The sequence below is a fragment of the Rhodococcus sp. 05-2254-6 genome (assembly GCF_002258565.1).
GTDB lineage: Bacteria > Actinomycetota > Actinomycetes > Mycobacteriales > Mycobacteriaceae > Rhodococcoides.
This window is the reverse complement of sequence record NZ_NOZF01000009.1, coordinates 12,987-36,170: the sequence shown is the minus strand read 5'-3', so window position 1 is coordinate 36,170 and position 23,184 is coordinate 12,987. Positions and strand designations below refer to the sequence as shown.

Sequence of the window (23,184 nt, the reverse complement as noted above, 5' to 3'; positions counted from 1 at the left end):
ATCATCGAATCATTCACGACTGCAACACCGATCGCTCATTCTGGGTGAACATGACGGCCCCACCGGTCGCGAAGTTGCGCAGATCCTTGCCTGCTGCCTTCATCTCGGGCGAGGACAGTCCTGCCTTCAGCGACGCCTCGTCCGCGAAGTACAGGCTGGCGATCGCGTAGTAGGCCGGCGGTGCATCGTCGAGCGAGTCCAGGGTGCCCCAGGTGAAGTCGACCAGACCGGGAACGGCGCGAGCGAGGGGCACGTGCACCTCGGCGTAGTGACGATCGAATGCGGCAGGGTCCTCGGGCATTCCGTAACAGACGGCTACGCGAATACTCATGATGCGTCCTCGGGCTTCGCAACCAGGGTCAGCACGTCGTAGGTCGCGACGGGGTCATCGTCCTGGTTGACGACCACTGCGTCCCAACGTACTTCGCCGTAGTCGGCGCTCTGACGCGGGGTGATCAGCTTGGCGGTCAACGTGACCGTCAGGGAATCCTCGGCCTTGACCGGCGTGAGAAAGCGAAGGTTGTCGACGCCGAAGTTCGCAAGCACGGGACCTGGCGCCGGATCGACGAACAGCCCGGCTGCCAGCGAGACCACCAGGTAGCCGTGCGCGACGATACCGCCGAACAGCGGGTTGGCCGCTGCCGCTTCGGGATCGGTGTGTGCGTAGAACGTGTCGCCGGTGAACTCGGCAAAGTGATCGATGTCTGCTCGGGTGACCTGCCGAGGTCCACCGACGATGGTGTCGCCGAGCTTCAATTCGCCCAGGTTCTTGCGGAACGGATGCACATCGCCGGTGATGCGCGCAGAACCGGCTACCCACTTGTTGCCCACCGCAGTCAGCACGTCCGGGGTTCCTTGAATTGCCGTGCGCTGCATGTGATGCAGTACGCCGCGGATACCGCCGAGTTCTTCACCGCCGCCGGCCCGTCCGGGACCGCCGTGCACCAGGACCGGCAGCGGAGATCCGTGGCCGGTCGATTCCTTCGCATCCTCGGAGTTCAACACCAGGATGCGCCCGTGGTACGGAGCGCACCCGAGTACGAGCTCGCGTGCGATGGCCGAATCCTTGGTCACGACAGAGGCGACCAGCGAGCCCTTGCCGCGGGCGACGAGATCGAGGAGGTCTGTGGTGCTGTCGTAGCCGATGACGGTCGAGACGGGCCCGAAGGCCTCGATGTCATGCGGTTCGGTCGCGGTCTTGTCTCCGGCCTTCAGCAGCACCGGTGCCATGAATGCGCCGGCCCGCTGATCCACCGTCTCCGGATCGCCGAAGACCACTGTGGCGGACTTGGTCAGTCCACGAATGGATTTGAGCACCTCATCACGCTGTTCGATGCTCGCCAGCGCACCCATGGTGACGCCCTCGTCTGCCGGATCACCGACGACGACCTTCTCCAGCTTTGCCTTCAGCGCCTCGATGACGGGCTCGACCGAGTCCTGCGGGACCAACACGCGCCGGATGGCCGTGCACTTCTGTCCCGCCTTGGATGTCATCTCGACGAAGACGCCCTTGACGAACAGATCGAACTCCGGATCGTTCTGCGCAACATCAGAAGCCAGAATGGACGCGTTCAGAGAGTCGGCCTCGGCCGTGAAGTGCAGTCCCTCGCCGACGACCTTGGGGTGCGAACGCAGGGTCGCTGCGGTATCGGCACTTCCGGTGAACGCTACGGAGTCCTGGCCACCGAGGTGATCGAGGACGCCGCGGGCACTACCGCACAGCAGCTGTACCGATCCCTCGGGCAGCAATCCCGATTCGATGATCCGGCGGAACACCAGCTCGGTGAGGTACGCAGTTTGGCTGGCGGGCTTGATGATCGACGGCACACCGGCGATGAACGCGGGTGCCAGCTTCTCCAGGAAACCCCAGACGGGGAAGTTGAACGCATTGATCTGCACGGCGACACCGCGCCGCGAGGTGTGGATGTGCTGACCGAGGAAGGTGCCCTTCTTGCCGAGCTGTTCGATCGCGCCGTCGAGATAGACAGTGTCGTTGGGCAGCTCGCGTCGAGCCTTGCTCGCGTAGCTCAACACGGTGCCGAAGCCGCCGTCGATGTCGACGCCGGAATCACGGACGGTGGCTCCGGTATGTCGGGAGAGTTGATAGAACTCCTCCTTGCCTGCCATCAGCGTCAGGCCCAACTGCTTCAGCAGCGCCGCGCGCTCGTGGAACGTCAAGGCGGCGAGGGCCGGGCCGCCGACAGTTCTGGCGTAGTCGACCATGCCGGCAACGTCGAGACCGCTGGAGGACACCCGAGCTATCTCGCTGCCGTCGACGGCGCTCAGCAGCGGCGTTCCCTCGTCGGTCGCGGAATACCACGCTCCCTGGGCATAGCTTTCCAGAAGTCTGCTCACAACGCCTCCATCTCACCGTACGTTCGGTCGGTAATTACCATCGCCGTCGAACGCCGAGATGTCAAGACTTGTCCGGCTACGTGCGACGCAACCCGTCGAAGGTCAGCGCCACGACCGCGTCGGCCAATTCCTCGACCGATCCGCCGGTGCGCGGGCGGTACCACTCGATGAGCGAGTTGACCGTGCCGAATACGAGCTTGGACGCGAGTGCCGGATCCACCCCTGGACGCAGGTCGCCCTCCTCGGCGGCGACGACCACGAGCCCGGTGACGAAGGAATCGAATTCGCGGCGACGGGCGAGGGCCCGCCGCTCGACGTCGGTGTTGCCTCGCACGCGCAGCAGCAGCGTCACATAGGGCAGTTCCGCGCACAGGATGTCCACGCTGCGTCGCACCAGGTATTCGAGGCGGTCGATGTATCGCCCGGTTGTCGCCCGATCCTCCGTCGTGACGGCGAACAGAGCGTTGAGGGCCCGCGACAGCGCGAGTTCGAGCAACTCGGACTTGCCGGACACGTGATGGTAGATCGAGGACTTGGTGATTCCGAGCCGCTTCGCCAGAACTTCCATGCTGGTGCCGTCGTATCCGCGGTCGTTGAAGACCTTGACCGCCACTGCCAGGAGGGAATCGAGGTCGTATCCCGGCCGCCCTGGCTGTCCGGTCTTGCGCGGCGCGCGTGCGGTTGTCATTGCCACATCTTCTCAGCCGATGGCCGATTCCACAGCACCACGGGCAGCAGACCTTGCCAAACGACCGAATGTTCGGTTATCAATGACGCAACCGTACGAAGGAGTTCGAAGTGGGCGAAGTATTTCTGGTGGCCGGCGCACGCACCCCGCACGGACGCTACGGCGGTGCGCTGTCGACCGTGCGCCCCGACGACCTGGCCGCGATCGTCGTCGCCGAGGCGGTCCGGCGCGCGGGCGTTCCCGTCGACCAAATCGACGAGGTGATTCTCGGTGCGGCGAACCAGGCAGGCGAGGACAATCGCGATGTGGCCAGAATGGCAGTTCTGCTCGCAGGACTCCCCCACACCGTGCCGGGTTACACCGTCAACCGTCTGTGCGCGAGCGGACTGACCGCAGTCGCCAACGCCGCGAGCACCATTCGGAGCGGTGAGGCCGAGATCATCGTGGCCGGTGGCGTCGAGTCCATGACGCGCGCGCCCTGGGTCATGGCCAAGCCGGGAACCGCGTGGGCCAAGCCGGGCGAGATCTTCGATACCTCCCTCGGCTGGCGCTTCACCAATCCGACCTTCGCTTCCCACGACGCGGGGACCGATCCCAAGATCACCCTGTCGATGGGCGAAACCGCCGAGGAGGTCGCGCTCAGCGAGGGCATCACCCGCGAAGAGTCCGATGCCTTCGCATTCCGCAGTCAGCAGCGTGCCATCGCCGCCCAGGATGCCGGACGCTTCGCCGATGAGATCGTGCCCGTCACGACCAAGAACGGCGAGGTCACCGAGGACGAGACACCGCGACGCGGAACCACACTCGAGAAGCTCGGCACGCTGAAGACCGTGTTCCGCAAGAACGGCATCGTCACCGCCGGAACGTCCTCACCGTTCACCGACGGTGCGTCGGCGCTGGTGGTGGCCTCCGAGGAGGCCGTGAACAAGTACGGCCTCGAGGTACGGGGCCGCATCGTCACCAGTGCGAGCGCAGGCATCGCACCGCACATCATGGGACTCGGGCCGGTGCCGTCCACACAGAAGGCACTCGCTCGCGCCGGGTGGTCTGCCGACGATCTCGGTGCCGTCGAGCTCAACGAGGCCTTCGCGGCGCAGTCACTCGGCGTCATCCGCCAGTTGAAACTGAACGAGGACATCGTCAATGCCGACGGCGGGGCCATCGCCCTCGGCCACCCCTTAGGTTCCTCCGGTGCTCGAATCCTGTTGACGCTGTTGGGCCGCATGGAACGTGAGAAGGCGTCCCGCGGGCTCGCAACGCTGTGCGTCGGCGTCGGGCAAGGCGTGTCGATGTTGATCGAGGCACCGTGAACACACTTGTCGTGGAGGAGCTGACCGACCGGGTTGTCGTCACACTGAATCGCGAGAAGCAGCGCAACGCAATCGATTCCGAGATGATCGGCGAGTTGCACGAGGTGTGCGCGCTCGTGGAGCAGGATCCCAAGATCGTCATCCTGACGGGGCAGGGCGAGCATTTCGCCGGCGGTGCCGACATCAACCAGCTGCGCGCCCGCACCCGCGACGACGCATTGCGCGGCATCAACCGAAACCTGTTCGACCGCATCGCCGCACTACCCCTGCCGACGATCGCCGCAGTCCGGGGGTACGCCCTCGGCGGTGGAGCAGAACTGTCCTACGCCTGCGACATCCGTATCGCGTCGCCGACGGCGGTGTTCGGCAATCCCGAACCGGGACTGGGCATCATGGCTGCTGCCGGGGCCAGCTACCGGTTGCCGACTTTGGTGGGAGTGTCCGTCGCCAAGCAGGTACTTCTCGGTGGCCGGACGCTCGACTCCGAGGTGGCACTGCGCTCCGGCCTGGTGCTGGACGTCGTCGACGAGCCCTTGGCTGCAGCGCATTCCCTCGCGGATCGCATTGCCAAACAAGCACCTCTGGCACTGAAGCTGACCAAGAAAATTCTCGATGCGCCTGGTTCACACCCGTGGGCCGACGACATCGCGCAGGCTGTTCTGTTCGAGACCGAAGACAAACAACGCCGAATGACGGCATTTCTGGAGAAGAAGAAATGACAGCTCCATCAAAGGTGGCAGTGGTCGGTGGCGGCCGCATGGGTGCAGGCATCGCGCAGGTATTCGCCGCCCTCGGTTCCACCGTCGTCATTGCCGAGGCCGCCGACCAAGAAGCAGCCCTCGGTCGAGTCTCGACCGGGTTGGATCGGGCGCACGAGCGCGGCAAACTCAGTGAGGATCCCGCTGCGATTCTCGCGCGGGTCTCCACCGTCGCCGGGCCCGCGGACCTACCCGCCGACCTCGACCTGGTGGTCGAAGCCGTGCCCGAGATTCCGGCGCTCAAGGTCGAGGTGTTGGCTCTGATAGACAAAGTCGCATCGGAAAATGCGGTCATCGCGTCGAACACGAGCTCTATCTCCATCGCCGAACTCGGCGCAGCACTGAGTGATCCGAGCCGCTTCATCGGGATGCACTTCTTCAACCCGGTTCCGGCGTCGACTCTCGTCGAGATCGTGCGCGCTCCCGCCACCTCCGCGGACGTGGTGCAGCGAGTACAGCAGTGGGTGTCGCTCCTGGGCAAGACCGAGGTGCTCGTCAACGACTCCCCCGGCTTCGCGACCTCGCGGCTCGGCGTCTGCCTCGGACTCGAGGCCATTCGGATGTTGGAGGAGGGCGTCGCCGACGCCGAATCCATCGACCGCGCCATGGAACTCGGCTACAAGCATCCGATGGGACCGTTGCGTTCGACCGATCTCGTCGGGTTGGACGTTCGGCTCGCCATCGCAGAACACCTGGCGTCGACCCTCGGCGACAGATTCACTCCCCCGCAGTTGTTGCGAGACATGGTTGCTCGCGGCGACATCGGACGCAAGTCCGGTCGCGGCTTTCACGATTGGACGAACACATGACGGTACGGTTCGACATCACCGACGGCTTGGCGACCATCACCCTCGCGCGCTCCGAGGCACACAACGCCCTCGACGTCGCAACGAAGGTTGCGTTGGCGGAGGCCGTCCAGAACGCCGCTGCACCCGAGGTGCGCGCCGTGCTGATCACCGCAGAGGGGAAGAACTTCTGCGTCGGCCAGGATCTCGGCGAGCACGTCGCCGCACTCGAGGCCGATCCGGCCACGGCGATGGATACCGTCGGTGAGCACTACAACCCGGTGATCCGCGGACTGGCTTCGCTCGAGGTACCGATCGTCGTGGCCATCCCCGGCGCATGCGTCGGCGCGGGTCTCGGGATTGCCTTGGCCGGAGATATTCGGGTTGCGGGCACCAAGTCCTCATTCGCGACGGCCTTCACCGGAATCGGCCTGGCCAGCGACTCGGGGTTGAGCTACACGTTGGTCGAGGCGCTGGGATCGAGCCGGGCCGCTGGTCTGATGCTGCTCGGTGACAGGGTCACCGCCGTGCAGGCCCTCGACTGGGGTCTGGTGCATCGCGTCGTCGAGGACGGGGACGTACTCGAGACCGCGAGCACGCTCGCCACCTCCCTCGCTGCAGGCCCCACCCAGGCCTACAAGCAGGTCAAGTCGCTGATCGCTCGATCGGGACTGTCCGACGCCTTGGACCGCGAGGCGCAGGCACAGACCACCCTCGGCCAGACGCAGGACCACAAGGCCGCCGTCGACGCCTTCCTGAACAAGACGAGAGCCTCCTTCGTCGGCATGTGAACAGAAACTCGACCCCTGCTACGAGGTTTCGCGCACGTGCGGCGCAGCCGCTCTTGTGCCCGGGGTCACTTCGAGGCATACTGGTTACCAACCGATCATTCGGTAATGAAAGTAGGACTTATGACCACGTCAAACACCCTGTCCGCCGAAACGCTGCAGGACGGGTTCGACGACACCGTTGCCCGTGAGCAGCGCATCGAGCCGCGAGACTGGATGCCCGACGGCTACCGCAAGTCGCTCATTCGCCAGATCGCCCAGCACGCGCATTCCGAGATCATCGGAATGCAGCCGGAGGGCAATTGGCTCACCCGCGCGCCGTCGCTGCGCCGCAAAGCGATTCTGATGGCCAAGGTGCAGGACGAGGCCGGCCACGGCCTCTACCTCTACTCCGCCGCGGAAACGCTCGGAGCGGACCGCGCCGACCTGACGGTCAAGCTCATCGAGGGCAAGCAGAAGTACTCCTCGATCTTCAACTACCCCACCCTGACGTACGCCGACGTGGGCACCATCGGCTGGCTCGTCGACGGTGCGGCTATCTGCAATCAGGTTCCCCTGTGCCGCAGCAGCTTCGGTCCCTACGCACGCGCGATGATCCGCGTGTGCAAGGAAGAATCCTTCCACCAGCGCCAGGGCTACGAACTGCTGGCCACCATGATGCGCGGCACCGACGAGCAGCGGGCCATGGTCCAGGAGTCGGTGAATCGCTGGTGGTGGCCGGCACTGATGATGTTCGGCCCGCCTGACGACGAGTCTCCCAACACCGAGCAGTCGATGAAGTGGGGCATCAAGCGCCATACCAACGACGAACTACGCCAACGCTTCGTCGACATGTCGATCCCGCAGGCGAAGGCTCTGGGCGTCACATTCCCGGACCCGGATCTGAAGTGGAACGAAGAGCGTCAGTCGCACGATTTCGGCGAGCCCGATTGGTCCGAGTTCATGCAGGTGATCAAGGGCAACGGTGCCTCCAACGTCGAGCGCATCGCGAATCGTCGCGCAGCGCACGACGGCGGTGCCTGGGTCCGTGAGGCCGCAACCGCATTCGCAGCAAGGAACGCAGCATCATGAGCGAGTTCACCGCCGAGGGCGGCCACGGAGCAGTTCCCACCGACAACGTTCCGGTCGAGCCCAAAAGAGAAGCCGTCAAGGCTGATTGGCCGTTGTACGAGGTGTTCCTGCGCGGCAAGCGCGGCCTGAACCACGTGCATGTCGGATCACTCCACGCTGCCGACGACCACATGGCCCTGCGGCACGCTCGCGACGTCTACACCCGTCGCAACGAGGGCGTCAGCATCTGGGTGGTTCCGTCCAACTCGATCGTCGCGTCGTCCCCGTCGGAGAAGGATCCCTTCTTCGCACCGAGCGGCGACAAGGTGTATCGCCACCCGACGTTCTACGAGATCCCCGACAACGTCCCCCACATGTGAGACCCATTCTTCAAGAGGACAAGCACTCATGACTGATCACGACAGCGCCTACGAGGGTCTCGTCGACGAGGATTCACACGGGCAGTGGGCATTCGGAACGAGTTTCGACGACCCGCTCGCCGGAGTCGACACCACCGTCCCCGACGACGTCGACCTGAAAGCCCTTGCCGCATACTGCCTCATGCTCGGCGACGACGCGCTGATCAGCTCGCAGCGACTGGCGCAATGGAGCACCCGCGCACCGGAGCTCGAAGAGGAAGTGGCCCTGGCCAACGTCGGCCTCGATCTCCTCGGCCAGGCTCGGCTGCTGCTGGCCCGCGCCGCCAAAGCAGACCCGACGGTGGTGCCGTTCATTTCGGACACCTCCCCCGCACCGGCCGAGGATGCACTGTCGTTCTTCCGCGACGAGGCAGATTTCCGGAACGTGCGACTCACCGAACTCGACAACGGCGACTTCGCGAAATCCCAGGTCCGCCTGCTCGTGTTCTCGACGTGGCGGCTCGCCGTCTTCACTCGCTTACAGGATTCCCGCGACCCGGTCCTGGCTGCCGTCGCGAACAAGGGTGTCAAAGAACTGACGTACCACCGTGATTACGCGGCCCGCTGGGTCGTGACGCTGGGTTGCGGAACCGATGAATCCAAGCAACGAGTGCGCGACGCCGTGACCAGAATCTGGCCGTATATCTCCGAGCTGTTTCTCCCCACGGACGAGGAGATCGCCCTGGCCGAGGTGGGCGTTGCCGTCGACCCGCGGGATGTTCGCGAGGAGTTCGATTCCGTTCTCGCACAAGTTCTGCACGCCGCCGAGCTCGAGGCACCCGAGGGTAAATCCGTCGGCACCATCGGCGGCCGCGGGGGTCGACGTGGGATTCATACCGAAGCCTTCGGACCGTTGATCGCCGAGATGCAGGTAGTGGCCAGAGCACATCCGGAGGGAGTCTGGTGACCACCCTTCAACGAACGGCACGTGAGATCGCCGCCACCGTCATGGATCCCGAGATGCCACTGCTCACTCTCGACGATCTCGGCGTCCTCCGTGACGTCGAAGTCCGCGAGGACGGCAGCGTGCTCGTCACCATCACCCCGACGTACTCGGGATGCCCGGCGATGGCGACGATGCGCGACGACATCGCGCACAAGCTCACCGATCACGGGTACTCCGACGTCGAGATCGTCACCAGCCTGACCCCGGCGTGGAGTACCGACTGGATTTCCGAGGAGGGCCTGCGCAAGCTACGCGAATCCGGTTACTCGACGCCCGGTCCTGCTCCGACCCGCACCTCCGGCCCGGTTCCGTTGACCCTGACGGTCAAACCCCGCGAGATCGCCTGCCCGCAGTGCAGTTCCGTCAACACCCGTCTGACGTCGGAGTTCGGCGCGACGCTGTGCAAGGCCCAGTATCGGTGCGACGACTGCCTCGAACCCTTCGACCACGTCAAGGAAATCTGATGACCGTCACCGCCGAGCCCGTACAGAAGACCCAGCGCAACAAGCCGTTTCACACCCTGACCGTCGCCGATGTGGAATCACTGTGCGACGACGCAGTGGCCGTCACCTTCGACGTACCGGAGGATCTGCGCGAGGAATTCGACTTCAAGCCGGGTCAGTCGCTGATGCTCAGCCGCACGATCGACGGTGTGGAGCATCGCCGCTCCTACTCGATCTGTGCACCCGCGGGCTCGCGTCCACGCGTCGGCGTTCGCGAGGTCAGCGATGGCCTCTTCTCGTCCTGGCTCGTCCGCGAGGTCAAGGCCGGCGACCGCATCGACGTTCAGGGCCCGACCGGAAATTTCCATGCAGACCCGGCAGCGGCGGGCAGGCACGTTCTCATCGCGGCCGGATCCGGCATCACCCCGATGCTGTCGATCGCGGCCTCCGTGCTCGCCAACCCCGATGCCGAAGTGGTTCTACTGTACGGCAATCGGCGCACACGCACGGTGATGTTCGCCGAGGAGATAGCCGACCTCAAAGACCAGTACGGCAGTCGATTCGACATCATTCATGTCCTGTCCCGCGAACCGCGTGAGGTCGAGTTGTTCAGCGGCAGGCTCGATGCCGAGCGCTTGCGCGAGATACTCGACACTGTCGTCGCCACAGCGGACATCGATCATTTCTGGTTGTGTGGCCCGTTCGGAATGGTCAACGACGCACAGGACGTGCTGAAGGAACTCGGCGTCGCCAAGAGCAGCATTCACCACGAACTGTTCTACGTCGACGACATTCCGCCGCCGCAGGAGAAGCACCGCGAGCCCGGCGTCACCGGGCCCAGCAGCGAGGTCACCATCATCCTCGACGGCCGTGAGGTGAAAGGCGCACTGCCTCAGGACGAGTCGATTCTCGACGCGGGCGAGCAGCTGCGCTCCGATCTTCCGTTCGCCTGCAAGGGCGGAGTGTGCGGCACGTGCCGCGCGAAGGTGACCTTCGGCGACGTCGACATGCGTCGCAACTATGCGCTCGAGGACAACGAGGTCGACGCCGGCTTCGTGCTCACCTGCCAAACCTTCCCCGTCAGCGACACCGTCACCGTCGACTTCGACGCCTGATCCCCCGGAGACTGCCATGACCAGCGTCTTGTCCACCCCCACCGACACCCCCGACATCGAGTTCGCTTCTCGCGACCGGATATCCGCTCTCCAGTTGGAGCGTCTGCGGTGGTCGCTGCAGCATGCCTACGACAACGTGGCGCACTACAAGAAGGCATTCGACGATGCCGGAGTGCATCCCAGCGACCTGAAGGACCTGAGCGATCTGGCGAAGTTCCCCTTCACGTCCAAGCAGGACCTGCGGGCCAACTACCCGTTCGGCATGTTCGCCGTGCCGCAGAACCAGGTCTCGCGCATTCATGCGTCCTCGGGCACCACCGGTCGCCCCACCGTCGTCGGCTACACCGCCAAGGACATCGACAACTGGGCCGATCTGATCGCCCGCAGTCTCCGCGCGGGTGGCGTCAAACCCTCCGACAAGGTACACGTGGCCTACGGGTACGGACTGTTCACCGGCGGGCTCGGCGCACACTACGGCGCAGAACGACTCGGCTGCACGGTCATTCCGATGTCCGGTGGCATGACCGATCGTCAGATCCAACTGATCCAGGACTTCGAACCCGACGCCATCCTGGTCACCCCGTCCTACATGCTGACGATCGTAGACGCCATGGTGAAGAAGGGGATCGATCCCGCGAAGACGTCGCTGAAGACCGGTGTGTTCGGTGCCGAGCCGTGGACCGAAGAGATGCGCACCGAAATCGAGAACACTCTGGCGATGGATGCCGTCGACATCTACGGCCTGTCCGAGGTGATGGGACCGGGTGTGGCGATGGAATGCGTCGAAACCAAGGACGGACTGCACATTTGGGAGGATCATTTCTACCCGGAGATCATCGATCCGGTGACCGGCGAAGTTCTGCCCGACGGCGAGGAGGGTGAATTGGTGTTCACGTCCTTGTCCAAGGAAGCGATGCCGATCGTGCGGTATCGCACCCGGGATCTGACGCGTCTGCTGCCGGGCACGGCCCGCACGATGCGTCGGATGCAGAAGGTCACCGGCCGGACCGACGACATGATCATCCTGCGCGGCGTCAATCTCTTCCCGACGCAGATCGAGGAGCTCATCCTGGGTGTCCCCGCACTCGCACCTCAGTTCCAGTGTGTACTCGATCGCGCAGGCCGAATGGATTCCCTGACGGTGCGGGTCGAGGCCAGGCCCGATGTGCCGTCCGATCAGTACGCCGGCCTTGGCGTGACGCTGCAGAAGCTGGTCAAGAATCGGATCGGTGTGACGGTGAACGTCGACGTACTGCCGCAGGCGGCGTTGGAGCGTTCGATCGGTAAGGCCCGCAGGCTGATCGACAACCGCCCGGCCGTATGACATGAGCCCGGTGGCACAGGATTTCGAGCAATGGCGCGAGAACGTCTCGACGGCGTTCGTGCCGCTCGACGCTGTGTCCACCGGGCAGTCTCCGTTCCAGGGCACCCTGGTGTCGTCGACGTTGGGATCGCTGCAACTGAGCGAGGTGGCGGGGCGCGAGGTGGACGTGCGGCGCACCCGCGCCACCATCAAGCGCGCCGATCCCGGCCTGATCAAGGTCGGACTGCAATTGACCGGCCGCGGCACGCTGGTTCAGAACGACCGCGAGGCCGTGCTGGAGCCGGGCGACTTCGCGGTGTACGACACCAGTGCCCCGTACGACCTTCATTTCGTCGGAGACTTCGAGATGTTCGTGGTGATGTTCCCCCGCGACGCGCTCCGCATCGATTCCCGTGAGTTGACAACCGTTGCCGCGCGTCGCATCGAGGGCGATCACGGCGTCGGCGCGTTGGTTTCGCCGTTTCTGTTCAATCTGCGCCGCAACGCCGCAGACGGAACACTGCCGGCGACGCCGATGCTGGAGAACGCGGTGCTCGACCTTCTCTGTGCTGCTCTCGACGACGCGGCTCCCCATGATGCGCCGGGTTCCACGCTCCTGATCGAGGCCAAGAGCCTCGTCGAGTCGCATCTGTCCGATCCCACACTGTCCACGGCGTCGATCGCTGCGCGACTCCATATTTCGACGCGCTACTTGCAGAAGTTGTTCGAGTCCGACGGCCGTACCGTGGCCGGCTGGATCAGATCCAGGCGACTCGAACGATGCCACCGCGAACTACGCGACCCCCGCTTCGCGGCAGACAGCATCGGAACCATCTGCGCGCGAAACGGTTTGATCGATTCCTCGAACTTCTCGAAACTGTTCAAGGAGACGTACGGCATGTCGCCGCGCGAGTATCGCGCCGGGTGAGGGCGTACGCCGCCCTCACCCGACCACGAATCACGCCCCGAGAATCAGATCCGAGGCCCGCTCGCCCACCATGATGGTCGGCGCGTTGGTGTTGCCCGACGGCACCGTCGGCATGATCGACGCATCCGCGACCCGTAGGCCGTCGACACCTCGCACTCGAAGATCAGCTCCCACAACCGCATTCGCGTCCGAATCGGCACCCATCTTGCAGGTCCCCACCTGATGGTGATACGTGCCGGCGGTCTGGCGAACGTAGGCTCGCAGGTCGTCGCGGGTACGCGCACTCGGTCCCGGAACCACCTCGGCCTTGCGCCACGGCGCGAACGCGTCGGAGGCACCGATCTCGCGGCAGATCTCCACCGCGTCGACCATCGCTTCGAGGTCGTACGGATCGGCCAGGATGTTCGGATCCGCCAGCGGTAGTTCGCTCGGGTCCGAGGACGCCAACCGGAGGGTGCCGCGCGAGCGGGGAGCGACGATGCCGGGTGCGATGGTGTAGCCGTTCTCGGGCACCGGGTATCCGTCTGCAGGATAGGGAATGTGCATGAACAGGGGTTGCAGATCCGGTGCAGCGCCTTCCCATCCGGCACTGCGGGCGTACAACTGCGCCTCGAGCAGGTTGTTGGTACCGGCCGCGAGCGGCTCGAGTGCCTCGTAGATGTTGCTCAGCAGCAAATGGTCGTGCAAGTTGTCGCCGACGCCGGGCAGGTCCACCACCGTGTCGATACCGTGTGCACCTAGATGATCGGAGGGGCCGATTCCACTGAGCATCAACGTTTTCGGTGAGCCGAGGGCTCCACCGCACAGGATCACCTCGTGGTCGGCGAACGCACGCTGTACTTCGGAGCCGCCGCGACTGAACTCGATTCCCACCGCTCGTCCGTTCTCGAGCGCCACCTTGTGGACGAGCGCACCGGTGGTGACGGTGAGATCGGGATTGTTCAGCACCGGCCCGACGAAACTCTTCCACGCGCTCATCCGCTCACCGTCACGGGTGGTGGTGTGGTTGTAGCCCGCGCCGACCATCTCGTCGGCGTTGAAGTCGTCGATGAGCTTGTGTCCGTGCTCGACTGCCGCGTCGACGAACGCGGCCGCCAGGGGATGCGGGGTGCCCATGATGGACACCGGCAGTGGCCCGTCGCCGCCGTGGAACTCGTTGGCTCCGAGCTCGTGTGACTCCGAGCGCTTGAACAGGGGCAGTACGTTCTCCCACGACCACCCGGCATCGCCTGTCGCGGACGCCCACCCGTCGTAGTCGCTGGAATGCCCTCGGACGTAAATCATTCCGTTGAGGGACGAGCTGCCGCCGAGTACGCGTCCACGCGGCCAGAATATCCGCCGATCGTTGGCGTGCTTCTGCGGGGTGGTGAACAGTCCCCAGTCCTGTGATCCGCCGAGCAGCGTCGGCCAGCCCTGGGGTGAGTGGATCGCCGGGTCGGTATCCACCGGTCCGGCTTCGATCACGTGCACGGTATGCCCGGCATCGAGCAAGCGCCGGGCGATGACGCTTCCCGCTGATCCTGCTCCCACTACGATGTAATCCGTCGACATGCGCTGCCTCTTTCTGTTGTGACCGTCGACACAACAGTGGCCGAATCCGCGAACGCAAACATGTCGCTGAGCGCACACATTCTGGGTCAGATGCGCACCGGGAGCGGAGCCGGCAGGAGCGACCACGTGGGGGAGTCTCCGTCAGAGGATCATCGGTGCCATTCCGAGGATCATCAGTGCGGAACCCGCGGTCACTTGTCGTCCGGGCGGGTTCGTGCGGAGCAGGTGGATCGTTACGGCCATCCACACCATCAGGAGCAGGGCCGCGACGATCCTCGGATCCGCCCCGACTCCGTGCTGGTGCCGGATCGACACCTGCGGATCCGCGTGGGAGTGCATGGACGGCAGCAGCATCAGCAGCACACCCATGCAGGTGAGGTCCACTGCGCAGGGGATCGCTCTCGCAGTGTTAGGCCGATCCGCGGTCACGTGGACGGCAGCGGCAACGAGCGCGAGTATCGATATCAGCGCTACCGCTGGGTCCGTGCCGAACACCACCATTGCGGCCATAACGGTGCCCATGCAGAGGTGAGCCCACCGGACCCGTCCCGTGTGGCTGCGGCGTCCGATCAGTGGGAGAACAGCACCCACCGCGCCGAGCGCCATCAGCACCGTCATGACCATCGGTGTCAGCCCGTCGGTTCGAGATCTCGAGCGCGAGATCCGGTCCGCCGCGCTACGAGGAGCCCTCCGGCGAAGAACGCCGCGACGACGACCAACAACAGGGTGGCCAGCACTCCCGAACCACCGATCAGCAGCGTGAAGTTGTCCAGCACGAGACCCAGAATCGCCACCAGCCCCACGGTTCCGAGTGCCGGGGCGACGACGGTGTGCCAGGTGCGCGTATCCACGGTCGATCGACGGAAGAACGCGATGATCGCGCCGCCCGTGAGGATCATCAGAACCAGGATGCTCACGGTGGCCAGTCCGGACATCCAGGTGAACAGTTCCAGCACCGGGTCTGCGCCTGCTGCTGCGAAGACCGCGAGAACCACTCCTGCCGAGCCGGTCTGGAACAGTGACCCCATGTGCGGGGAGCCGTGCCGAGAGTGGGTGCGCGCCAACGACGAGGGGGCGACGCCCTTCCGGGCCAGTGCGAAGACGTACCGCCCGATTGCGTTGTGGAACGCCAGCAGAGCGGCGAAGAGACTGGTGACCAACATGATTTCCATGATGTCCGCCGACATCGGGCCCAGATACTGGGCGGCAGCGGCGAAGGTCAATCCCGCCGTGTCGTCCGCAGCGGCCTGCGCGACGGATGCGCTGCCGAAAGCGAGCACGACGGCCCAACTCGACACCGCGTACACCAGTCCGATGGTGACGACAGCGGCGTAGGTCGCAATCGGAACGGTACGCGTTGGGTTACGCGCCTCCTCGCCGTAGATCGCGGTGGCCTCGAAACCGATGAACGACGCGATGGCGAACATCAGGGCGATGCCGGGCGATCCGCTGAAGAAGGCCGAGGGAGTGAACGATTCGACGTCGATGCCCGCGGCACCACCCTTGGCGAACACCGCGACCGACAGGATCACGATGATGCCGATCTCGAGCACCAGCAGCACCCCGAGCACCTTGGCACCGAGATCGATGCTGCGGTAGCCGAGCAGCGCCACGATCGCGACGAGACCGAGCGCCCACAACCACCACGGCAGGTCGGGTCCGCCGTACTTCACGGCCAGGCTGTCGACGGTCGATGCGGCGAGGCCGTAGATGCCCGCCTGAATGGCGGTGTACGTCAGCAGCGCCAGACCCGCAGCACCGAGGCCCATGGTTCTCCCGAACCCCTTCTCCACGTAGGCGTAGAACGCACCGGTGTCCACCATGTGTCGGCTCATGGCCGCGTACCCGACGCTGAAGATCAGCAGGACGATCGCCGCGACGATGTAGGCGAGCGGAGCGCCCGCTCCGTTACCTGTCGCGATCATGACCGGCAGGGCCCCACCGATGGCGGTCAGCGGCGCTGCAGCGGCGATGACCAGGAACACGATTCCGACGACGCCGATGGATCCGCGGAGCGCACCTGCCGTCGAATTCGATTGCGTTTCAGACATTCTGCTCACCGCTCTCGCAGCTCGAGGCGGCGCAGTGCGTAGAACTCGAGCGCGGCACGTCGAGGGTGGGGTTGCGATCGAAGAATCCCGCGGGCTTCAGTTTGAAGCCGGTGTAGTCCACCGGCATGATCGGCCAGTCCTCGGGTCTCGGGAAGTGGGTGAGCCCGAAGGTGTGCCACAGCACGATGTCCTCGTCGACGAGGCTACGGTTCGACGCCACGAACGCCGGCAGACCCGCTCCCCCATGATGCTGGTTGACGAAATCGCCTGCGGCATAACGTTCGCTTCGGTCGAACTGCGTCACCCAGAGATGCTTGGTGGCGAACGTGGCACGTCGCGCGATCGACGAGTTGTCGTCGGCCAGCAGCAATGGCTGGCCTTCGGGGTGCAGCGTGTATCCGACGGGCTTTCCGAGCCGGCTCAGCGAGGTCGGATTGGTGACGTGCCAGACGCGGCCCACCGTGCCGTCGGCGATACGTTGCGCCTCGGCTTCCGTGGCCAGTGAGGTGTGTTGCAGAGCAAAGGCATTGCCGTGTAGGTTGTCCGGTCCCATCGGTATCCGGCGGGTCTCGATCTCCTCGACGGAGTTGCCGATACCGTCGACCATCATGTCGAGTCGCGCACTGAACAGATGCTGGTGGCACGGCGCTCCGAGTCCCGGGGCGATCTCTGTTGCGTACGGGTAGTCGCCACCGGGATGCCCGGAGGTGAACACGATTCCGGTTGCCTTGACCTCGAATTCGATGGTGCCGTCGAGGTAGAGGTACCAGAAGAATCCGTAGTCGTAGTTGCCGATGGTGGTGAAAAAGGAGATCACGAGTCGGCGCTGACGACGGGTCTCCTGCGATCCCGACCACAGATCGGTGTGCTTCCACAGCACCCCGAAGTCCTCCTCGTGCATGCACACGGCGTTCGTCAGAGTTTTCGGGTTGCCGAATTCGTCGGCGATCACGGCGTCGAAGTACGTGATGTCTCCGACGCAGTCGCACCCGAGTTCGAGTGAGTTCGCGTACCGTCCCACCAGGTACTCACCGGTGTCGAAGTAGTTCTGCCACGACCGCACGGGCGATGGATCACCATAAGGGACAACCATTTCGGCAATCGAAGCGCGATGGATGATCGGACGGACGGTACCGCCGTCCTCGAACCCGATCTGGTGCAGCACCAGACCTTCACGCACGTCGAAGCCGACTCGGAACGACCACTTCTCCCAGTCGACGCGATTGCCTCGAACCGTGAAGCTCGGACCGTCGGGTTGGGTGATCTCGATCGGCTTCTGCGTGGTGCGCAGCGGGCCGGTGACGGACAGATCGTCGAAGTTTCCCGATTCCTCCGGGATGGGAACCACCCCCAGGTCGACAACCTTGTCCACCGTCCGATTCATCACGTCGACGAACGCGACCAGCCCGTCGATGGGATGGGCCCACGCGTGATCGGCGGGGTAGTCCTGCCGAAAGGCCAAGCCGCGCAGTATGCGTCGGCCGTGCTCGCCCGGGTAGTCGAACACACCTGCCGACAGGGGTGCCACTCGAACGTCGGCTACGTCCAGTCCGCGGGCAGCCAGCGCGGCGAGCCAGTCCGGATCGGTGGAGAGCACCGTTTCTACGAGCTCGAATTCCTCGTCGAGCACCGGCATCTGGCCGTCACGAATCGCGTCGAGCCGGGTGGAGCCGATCACCTGACGCTCGTCGAGGGAGACGAGAAGGTCGACGGCATCGGGCGTCGAGATGTCGTGCAAGAGCACCCGGAAGGTGCGTCGAGTGGTCGGGTCGGCGATATACAGCTCGGCCTTGTCCGGTTCGTCCAGTCCGACGTAGACGAACCGGGTTGCAGCAGTGACGAATCCGGCGGCGTCGACGATGTCTCGAACCTGCGCGATCTCGTCTTCGGTGGGCAACGACAAGGCGTGGTCGATTGCGTGGGGCGTGAGGGTTGGCATGGGTGTTCCTCGAGGTCGGGTGTTGGTTCTACAGACGTTGAATAACGAAGGCATGCGAGCGGAATCGAATCGCCCGCCAGCAGGGTGGCTACAGCTGAGCTATGAACCGATCGAGCATCTCGAACTGCCGGTCGGCAGTGGTGTCATCGGGAGTGAGCACGCCGAGAATCTGCATGCCCATCATCATGTTGAGCAACGTTTCGACGGCGAGATCGACGTCGAAGTCGCCGGCGTCGCCTTCCGCACGAGCCTGCTCGAGAAACTCCGCCATTCGCGCCCGCCACGACACCAGGGATCGACGGTTGGTGTCGTCCATGTGCTCGTCGTACATCGCGCGTTGCCACAGCGAGACTGCAATTCTCGCCTCGAGCAGAGTCTCTTCGGTCGTCGGCATCACTTCTCGACAGAAGATGCGGAGTGCATCGAATCCCGTTGCATCGCCCAGCGCTTCGTCGATACGGCGGTTCGTTGCCTCGAAGACGTGCTCGAATGCGGTGCGGAGAATCTCGTCCTTGCCCGCGAAGTAGTGGCTCAGTGCACCGTTCGTGTATCCCGCCTCGGTCGCGATGTCCCGCATGTTCGCGGCATCGATCCCCTTGGCAGCGATCAAACGCCAGGTTGCCGCGGTGATCGCGCGGCGGCGTTCGTCGTGATCCACGAGCTTCGGCACAGCCCTACGGTAGCGGCCCCCTGCTCGGACCTAGGGTTCGGGCATCGTCATCATCGCCTTCCGATCCGTTCGAACGTTGTTCTACGTCCGTTGAACTAAATCTTGCGACCTGCTCGTTACGAATCGCGCTTCCGTCGGTAAACACCGCGTTACCCCAGGTGAGCGGAACCTCGTAGCAGGGGTCGAAGTTCCGCTCACCTGGGTCGTTCCGCAGGCTCCACTCCCGCTCACCTGCGTCAGCTCTACAGAACGATCGTGACGACTTTTTCCTCGGTGTTGGCCTCGATTCCGGCCCATCCGAGTTCACGGCCCGTGCCACTGGATTTCATGCCGCCCCAGGGGAGTGCGGGATCGATTGCGGCCCAACCGTTCACCCACACCGCGCCGGAACGAACCTGCGCAGCAAGGGTGTGCGCCCTCGACACGTCTCGGGTCCAGATGCTCGCGGCCAGTCCGTACACCGTGCCGTTGGCGATGGCGATGGCCTCGTCGGCGGTGTCGAACGGAATCACCGTGCCGACGGGACCGAAAATCTCCTCCTGCGCGATCTTCATGTCGTTGTCGGCGTCGGTGAAGATCGTCGGCTCGACGAAATACCCTGCGCCGTCGGGCCGTCCGCCACCCGCCGCCACTCGTGCTCCGCCGTCGCGTCCGGCCTGGATGTACCCCAGCACGCTGTCGCGCTGCTTCGCGTTGACCAGTGCGCCCATCGTCGTCGACGGATCGAACGGATCACCCAACACCTGAGCCGACGCCGCAGCGGCCAGGCCGTCGACCACCTGCGAGTACAGCGAGCGATGCACCAGCACTCGGGTTCCGGCAGCACACACCTGGCCCTGGTTGAAGAACAGTCCCATCGCGGTTCCGTTGATCGCCGCCTCGAGATCCGCGTCCTCGAGAATGATCTGCGGGGACTTTCCGCCGAGTTCGAGCGTGGTCCGCTTGAACGTATCGGCAGCCTTCTTGGCGATGAGCTTGCCGACGCGAGGACTGCCGGTGAAGCTGATCTTGTCGACGTCCGGATGCCCGACCAACGCGTCTCCGGTCACTTCTCCCAGTCCTGGAACGACATTGACGACCCCACCGGGCAGACCGGCCTCGTCCATCAGACGTGCGAGATGCAGGATGGACAGTGGCGCATCCTCCGGCGGCTTGACGACGAGCGTGTTTCCCGCGGCCAGCGCGGGCGCGAGCTTCCATGCGGCGATCATCAGTGGGGTGTTCCACGGAACGATCGCGCCGATCACTCCGACGGGTTCGCGCACGGTGTACGAGTGCGTCGGCTGCCCGAAGTAGCCCGCAGTGGGGATGGAACTCCCGGTGATCTTGTCGGCCCAGCCGGCGAAGTGCCGAAAAGTGGCTGCCGCATTGGGGATGTCGAGCATGGCCGGCTGACCAACCGGCTTGCCCACATCGAGGGCCTCGAGCCGCGCCAACAGATCGCCGTCGCGCTCGATCAGATCGGCAATTCGATTGAGCAGCTGTCCGCGGACCACTCCGGGCGTGGCACCCCATTCGCCACCGAGTTGGGCGCGAGCCGCACGCACCGCAGCATCGACATCCGACGCCGTGGCTGCAGCAACCTCGGCCAGTGGCTGTTCCGTCGTGGGGTTGAGGTCGGTGAACGTGCCGCCGTCGGAAGCGCCGTGCCACTGCCCTGCGATGTAGAGCTCGGTGGCGGTGTTTGTCGGCAACGACGGTGCGGCCGATTCTTGAACTGCGGTCATATTTACAAGCTCCTTCTCGGGGCCGATCGCGGCACCTGTGGCGTGTCCGGTCCAGACTGCGCCCGGACAGGCGAGAAGGTCTTGTGTGATCGCGCACACATTGTGCGGCAGATGCGCACCGTCCTCAGCCCCACGCCAACGGGTCGGTATGACGAATATGTGTCGACACACCGGGCCCCGGTTACCGCCGTGTTTCACCGCCCGGGCATGCGACGGAGAGTCAAATATCTCGACACTTCGAGGCCATCCATCGGCCTCTCAGCAGGCAAAACTGGTGCCCTCCCACACGAAAGGCCCGCAATGACACACCACCAGTTTCGCGCCGCGGCAGTCCAGGCCGCGCCGGTATTTCTCGATCTCGACGCGTCGATCGACAAGGCGATCGGCCTGATCGAGGACGCGGCCCGCGCCGGAGCCGAACTCATCGCATTTCCCGAGACCTACCTGCCCGGCTACCCCTGGTACATCTGGCTCGACGCACCGGTGTGGGGGTTTCAGTTCACGCAGCGCTACTTCGACAACTCACTGGAGTACGGAACACCTCAGGCGGCTCGAATTGCGCACGCCGCCAGGGACAACCACATCATGGTCGTGATGGGCCTGAGCGAGCGATACAAGGCAAGCCTCTACATCGCCCAGTGGATCATCGACGCCGAAGGCAAGACCGTCGCGATGCGCCGCAAGCTCAAGCCGACTCACGTCGAACGCACCGTGTACGGCGAAGGTGACGGCTCCGACCTATCGGTATACGACACCGACCTCGGACGCGTCGGCGCACTGTGCTGCTGGGAGCACCTGCAACCGTTGTCGAAGTACGCGATGTACGCCCAGAACGAGCAGGTGCACATCGGCGCCTGGCCCAGCTTCTCGCTCTACACCGGCGCAGCCTACGCCCTCGGGACCGAGGTCAACACCGCTGCCAGCCGCATCTACGCCGTCGAAGGCGGCTGCTTCGTCATCAGCCCCTGCGCGACCGTCTCCCCCGAGATGATCGACATCATGTGCACCGACGACGCCAAGCGCACGATGCTCACCGCAGGCGGCGGTCATGCCCGCATCTTCGCGCCCGACGGCCAACTGATGCACGAGCCGCTCGCACCCGACGCGGAAGGCATCGTCTACGCCGACATCGACACCAGCATCATTTCGATCGCCAAGGCTGCCGCCGACCCGGCCGGCCACTACTCCCGCCCAGACGTGACACGGTTGTGGCTCGACAAGACGCCCGGCGACCGCGTCGTGTCGGGAGCGCAGCCCGTCGCGAACGCGCGGTACGACTTCACCGAGGACGTCGCGGCCGAGCTACGTCTGGAGATCACCGAACAGCTCGCTCGCGACGAGGACGCCGCCCGTGTCTGAACTCGAATCCGCGATCCCCGATCATCTCGTCGTTCCCCGGTCGTGTCCGCGTCGCACACCCGAGGGCTACCAGCCACCCTTTCCGTCCTACGTTGCCCGCTTTCCGGTATCCACCGAACGAGTAGTGATGGGCTACTTCGGAATACAGGGCCTGCCCGACGCCTCCCCGTGGGGTGACGAGGGTCCGTCCCGAACGGACCGGGCCCGCTACACCGACGAGGAGGGTATCGACACGACGGTGTTCATCGGCTACTGGGACGACGTCGCGGTGTTCGATCGCTGGTTCGATTCCGTCGGTCAGCACTGGACGAGCGTCAGAGGCCGTTTCGTCGAAATCATCAGACCGACCGTCGACCGCTACGAGACGCTCTTCTCCTCCACCGGCCGCATGGAAGGTGTTGCCACTCTGACGGATTCACTCAGTGGAACCATCGAAGAGCATGCCTACTGGGGCGGGGTCCGGGATCGAATCCCGTTGTCGCAGACTGACTCGCTTGCTCCCAGCGGGGAGCCTCAGGTCGTACGCGACGGCGACAGAGTCACAATTGTGCCGCAGGAGAACCTCTGCCTCATCCGATCCGGGCAGGATTGGGCCGATACGGCCGGGTCCGAACGAGAGACGTACCTGCGGGACGTCGAACCGGTGTTGCGCGCCGGCATGGACTTCCTCCGCGACGACGGACTGGCCATCGGTTGCTTCGCCAACCGATACATGACGGTGGTCGACGACAACGGCGTCGATACCGACAAGTCCTTCGGCATGAGTTGGTGGCGCAGTCTGAGCGACCTCGAAGCATGGGCCGAGTCGCATCCGACGCATGTCGCCATCTTCGGTGCCGCGCTGAAGTATCTGTCGACGATGGGGCCCGCGGCCTCCCTGAGGCTCTATCACGAGGTGACCGTCGCGGCGGCGGACGAACAGTACTTCGAATATTTCGGCTGCCACGACCGCACGGGTCTACTGCGTACCGCTGCGGAGCGTTCTACCCTGTGAGAAGA

The 23,184-nt window shown here is 64.6% G+C and carries 22 protein-coding genes; 13 read left to right on the top strand and 9 right to left on the bottom strand.

Annotation, left to right across the window (positions count from 1 at the left end; genetic code table 11):
- Nucleotides 1-13: 13 nt before the first annotated feature.
- The 3 genes from CH256_RS00945 to CH256_RS00935 form a co-directional block, all read right to left on the bottom strand.
- Nucleotides 14-331 (bottom strand): EthD family reductase, encoded by a 318-nt coding sequence (locus tag CH256_RS00945; RefSeq protein ID WP_094668627.1) that lies wholly within the window; start codon nt 329-331, stop codon nt 14-16.
- A complete protein-coding gene (gene paaZ / locus CH256_RS00940; protein WP_094668626.1) occupies nt 328-2,355 on the bottom strand; it encodes a phenylacetic acid degradation bifunctional protein PaaZ in 2,028 nt (675 codons plus the stop codon). The genes CH256_RS00945 and paaZ overlap by 4 nt, the downstream gene beginning before the upstream one ends.
- A gap of 76 nt (nt 2,356-2,431) precedes the next feature.
- Nucleotides 2,432-3,043, bottom strand: coding sequence for a TetR/AcrR family transcriptional regulator (locus tag CH256_RS00935; protein ID WP_094668625.1), 612 nt, complete (start codon nt 3,041-3,043; stop codon nt 2,432-2,434).
- 110 nt (nt 3,044-3,153) lie between these two features.
- On the opposite strand from CH256_RS00935, the gene CH256_RS00930 reads away from it, so the two are divergent.
- From CH256_RS00930 to CH256_RS00880, 11 genes are all read left to right on the top strand, one after another.
- A complete protein-coding gene (locus CH256_RS00930; RefSeq protein WP_094668624.1) occupies nt 3,154-4,353 on the top strand; it encodes a thiolase family protein in 1,200 nt (399 codons plus the stop codon).
- On the top strand, nt 4,350-5,072 hold the full coding sequence (locus CH256_RS00925; protein WP_068054486.1) for an enoyl-CoA hydratase/isomerase family protein: 723 nt from the start codon (nt 4,350-4,352) through the stop codon (nt 5,070-5,072). The genes CH256_RS00930 and CH256_RS00925 overlap by 4 nt, the downstream gene beginning before the upstream one ends.
- Complete coding sequence (locus tag CH256_RS00920; RefSeq protein WP_094668623.1) at nt 5,069-5,920, top strand: 3-hydroxyacyl-CoA dehydrogenase family protein; 852 nt, start codon at nt 5,069-5,071, stop codon at nt 5,918-5,920. The genes CH256_RS00925 and CH256_RS00920 overlap by 4 nt, the downstream gene beginning before the upstream one ends.
- Nucleotides 5,917-6,687, top strand: coding sequence for an enoyl-CoA hydratase/isomerase family protein (locus CH256_RS00915; RefSeq protein WP_094668622.1), 771 nt, complete (start codon nt 5,917-5,919; stop codon nt 6,685-6,687). The genes CH256_RS00920 and CH256_RS00915 overlap by 4 nt, the downstream gene beginning before the upstream one ends.
- A gap of 120 nt (nt 6,688-6,807) precedes the next feature.
- On the top strand, nt 6,808-7,755 hold the full coding sequence (gene paaA, locus CH256_RS00910) for a 1,2-phenylacetyl-CoA epoxidase subunit PaaA (protein ID WP_094668621.1): 948 nt from the start codon (nt 6,808-6,810) through the stop codon (nt 7,753-7,755).
- The gene (paaB, locus tag CH256_RS00905) at nt 7,752-8,114 is read left to right on the top strand and encodes a 1,2-phenylacetyl-CoA epoxidase subunit PaaB (RefSeq protein ID WP_094638826.1); all 363 of its coding nucleotides are present in this window, start codon (nt 7,752-7,754) and stop codon (nt 8,112-8,114) included. The genes paaA and paaB overlap by 4 nt, the downstream gene beginning before the upstream one ends.
- 28 nt (nt 8,115-8,142) lie before the next feature.
- Entirely contained in the window at nt 8,143-9,060 is a 918-nt protein-coding gene (gene paaC / locus CH256_RS00900; protein WP_094668620.1) for a 1,2-phenylacetyl-CoA epoxidase subunit PaaC, read from the top strand.
- Between the two features lie 41 nt (nt 9,061-9,101).
- Nucleotides 9,102-9,563, top strand: coding sequence for a 1,2-phenylacetyl-CoA epoxidase subunit PaaD (paaD, locus tag CH256_RS00895; protein WP_373454764.1), 462 nt, complete (start codon nt 9,102-9,104; stop codon nt 9,561-9,563).
- The gene (paaE, locus tag CH256_RS00890) at nt 9,563-10,657 is read left to right on the top strand and encodes a 1,2-phenylacetyl-CoA epoxidase subunit PaaE (protein ID WP_094668619.1); all 1,095 of its coding nucleotides are present in this window, start codon (nt 9,563-9,565) and stop codon (nt 10,655-10,657) included. The genes paaD and paaE overlap by 1 nt, the downstream gene beginning before the upstream one ends.
- Before the next feature lie 16 nt (nt 10,658-10,673).
- Nucleotides 10,674-11,981, top strand: coding sequence for a phenylacetate--CoA ligase PaaK (gene paaK, locus CH256_RS00885; RefSeq protein ID WP_094638830.1), 1,308 nt, complete (start codon nt 10,674-10,676; stop codon nt 11,979-11,981).
- Between the two features lies 1 nt (nt 11,982).
- The gene (locus CH256_RS00880) at nt 11,983-12,888 is read left to right on the top strand and encodes a helix-turn-helix domain-containing protein (RefSeq protein ID WP_094638831.1); all 906 of its coding nucleotides are present in this window, start codon (nt 11,983-11,985) and stop codon (nt 12,886-12,888) included.
- Nucleotides 12,889-12,918: 30 nt separating this feature from the next.
- Here the strand turns inward: CH256_RS00880 and CH256_RS00875 are convergent, their stop codons facing one another.
- From CH256_RS00875 to styD, 6 genes are all read right to left on the bottom strand, one after another.
- Entirely contained in the window at nt 12,919-14,439 is a 1,521-nt protein-coding gene (locus tag CH256_RS00875) for a GMC family oxidoreductase (protein WP_094668618.1), read from the bottom strand.
- Between the two features lie 141 nt (nt 14,440-14,580).
- Nucleotides 14,581-15,057, bottom strand: coding sequence for a hypothetical protein (locus CH256_RS00870; protein WP_143536493.1), 477 nt, complete (start codon nt 15,055-15,057; stop codon nt 14,581-14,583).
- A gap of 11 nt (nt 15,058-15,068) precedes the next feature.
- On the bottom strand, nt 15,069-16,490 hold the full coding sequence (locus CH256_RS00865) for an APC family permease (protein WP_094668616.1): 1,422 nt from the start codon (nt 16,488-16,490) through the stop codon (nt 15,069-15,071).
- Nucleotides 16,483-18,429 (bottom strand): primary-amine oxidase, encoded by a 1,947-nt coding sequence (locus CH256_RS00860; protein ID WP_094668615.1) that lies wholly within the window; start codon nt 18,427-18,429, stop codon nt 16,483-16,485. Before CH256_RS00860 ends, CH256_RS00865 begins: the two co-directional genes overlap by 8 nt.
- Nucleotides 18,430-18,517: 88 nt before the next feature.
- The gene (locus CH256_RS00855; RefSeq protein ID WP_082899042.1) at nt 18,518-19,087 is read right to left on the bottom strand and encodes a TetR/AcrR family transcriptional regulator; all 570 of its coding nucleotides are present in this window, start codon (nt 19,085-19,087) and stop codon (nt 18,518-18,520) included.
- A gap of 254 nt (nt 19,088-19,341) precedes the next feature.
- Nucleotides 19,342-20,826: a phenylacetaldehyde dehydrogenase StyD gene (gene styD / locus CH256_RS00850; protein WP_094668614.1), complete on the bottom strand. Its 1,485-nt coding sequence runs from the start codon at nt 20,824-20,826 to the stop codon at nt 19,342-19,344.
- A 300-nt stretch (nt 20,827-21,126) separates the two neighbouring features.
- Between styD and CH256_RS00845 the strand changes: the two genes are divergently transcribed.
- Both CH256_RS00845 and CH256_RS00840 read left to right on the top strand, forming a co-directional pair.
- On the top strand, nt 21,127-22,185 hold the full coding sequence (locus CH256_RS00845) for a carbon-nitrogen hydrolase family protein (protein ID WP_094668613.1): 1,059 nt from the start codon (nt 21,127-21,129) through the stop codon (nt 22,183-22,185).
- The gene (locus CH256_RS00840; RefSeq protein ID WP_094668612.1) at nt 22,178-23,179 is read left to right on the top strand and encodes a phenylacetaldoxime dehydratase family protein; all 1,002 of its coding nucleotides are present in this window, start codon (nt 22,178-22,180) and stop codon (nt 23,177-23,179) included. Before CH256_RS00845 ends, CH256_RS00840 begins: the two co-directional genes overlap by 8 nt.
- Nucleotides 23,180-23,184 lie beyond the last annotated feature (5 nt).

Bases quoted from the DNA above. Each gene is read 5' to 3' on its own strand.
- paaE (WP_094668619.1), top strand. From the start codon at position 9,563: ATGACCGTCACCGCCGAGCCCGTACAGAAGACCCAGCGCAACAAGCCG.
- CH256_RS00870 (WP_143536493.1), bottom strand. From the start codon at position 15,057: ATGACGGTGCTGATGGCGCTCGGCGCGGTGGGTGCTGTTCTCCCACTG.
- CH256_RS00865 (WP_094668616.1), bottom strand. From the start codon at position 16,490: ATGTCTGAAACGCAATCGAATTCGACGGCAGGTGCGCTCCGCGGATCC.
- paaC (WP_094668620.1), top strand. From the start codon at position 8,143: ATGACTGATCACGACAGCGCCTACGAGGGTCTCGTCGACGAGGATTCA.
- CH256_RS00875 (WP_094668618.1), bottom strand. From the start codon at position 14,439: ATGTCGACGGATTACATCGTAGTGGGAGCAGGATCAGCGGGAAGCGTC.
- CH256_RS00915 (WP_094668622.1), top strand. From the start codon at position 5,917: ATGACGGTACGGTTCGACATCACCGACGGCTTGGCGACCATCACCCTC.
- paaA (WP_094668621.1), top strand. From the start codon at position 6,808: ATGACCACGTCAAACACCCTGTCCGCCGAAACGCTGCAGGACGGGTTC.
- CH256_RS00880 (WP_094638831.1), top strand. From the start codon at position 11,983: ATGAGCCCGGTGGCACAGGATTTCGAGCAATGGCGCGAGAACGTCTCG.
- styD (WP_094668614.1), bottom strand. From the start codon at position 20,826: ATGACCGCAGTTCAAGAATCGGCCGCACCGTCGTTGCCGACAAACACC.
- CH256_RS00920 (WP_094668623.1), top strand. From the start codon at position 5,069: ATGACAGCTCCATCAAAGGTGGCAGTGGTCGGTGGCGGCCGCATGGGT.
- paaK (WP_094638830.1), top strand. From the start codon at position 10,674: ATGACCAGCGTCTTGTCCACCCCCACCGACACCCCCGACATCGAGTTC.
- paaD (WP_373454764.1), top strand. From the start codon at position 9,102: ATGGATCCCGAGATGCCACTGCTCACTCTCGACGATCTCGGCGTCCTC.
- CH256_RS00860 (WP_094668615.1), bottom strand. From the start codon at position 18,429: ATGCCAACCCTCACGCCCCACGCAATCGACCACGCCTTGTCGTTGCCC.
- CH256_RS00945 (WP_094668627.1), bottom strand. From the start codon at position 331: ATGAGTATTCGCGTAGCCGTCTGTTACGGAATGCCCGAGGACCCTGCC.
- CH256_RS00845 (WP_094668613.1), top strand. From the start codon at position 21,127: ATGACACACCACCAGTTTCGCGCCGCGGCAGTCCAGGCCGCGCCGGTA.
- paaB (WP_094638826.1), top strand. From the start codon at position 7,752: ATGAGCGAGTTCACCGCCGAGGGCGGCCACGGAGCAGTTCCCACCGAC.
- CH256_RS00935 (WP_094668625.1), bottom strand. From the start codon at position 3,043: ATGACAACCGCACGCGCGCCGCGCAAGACCGGACAGCCAGGGCGGCCG.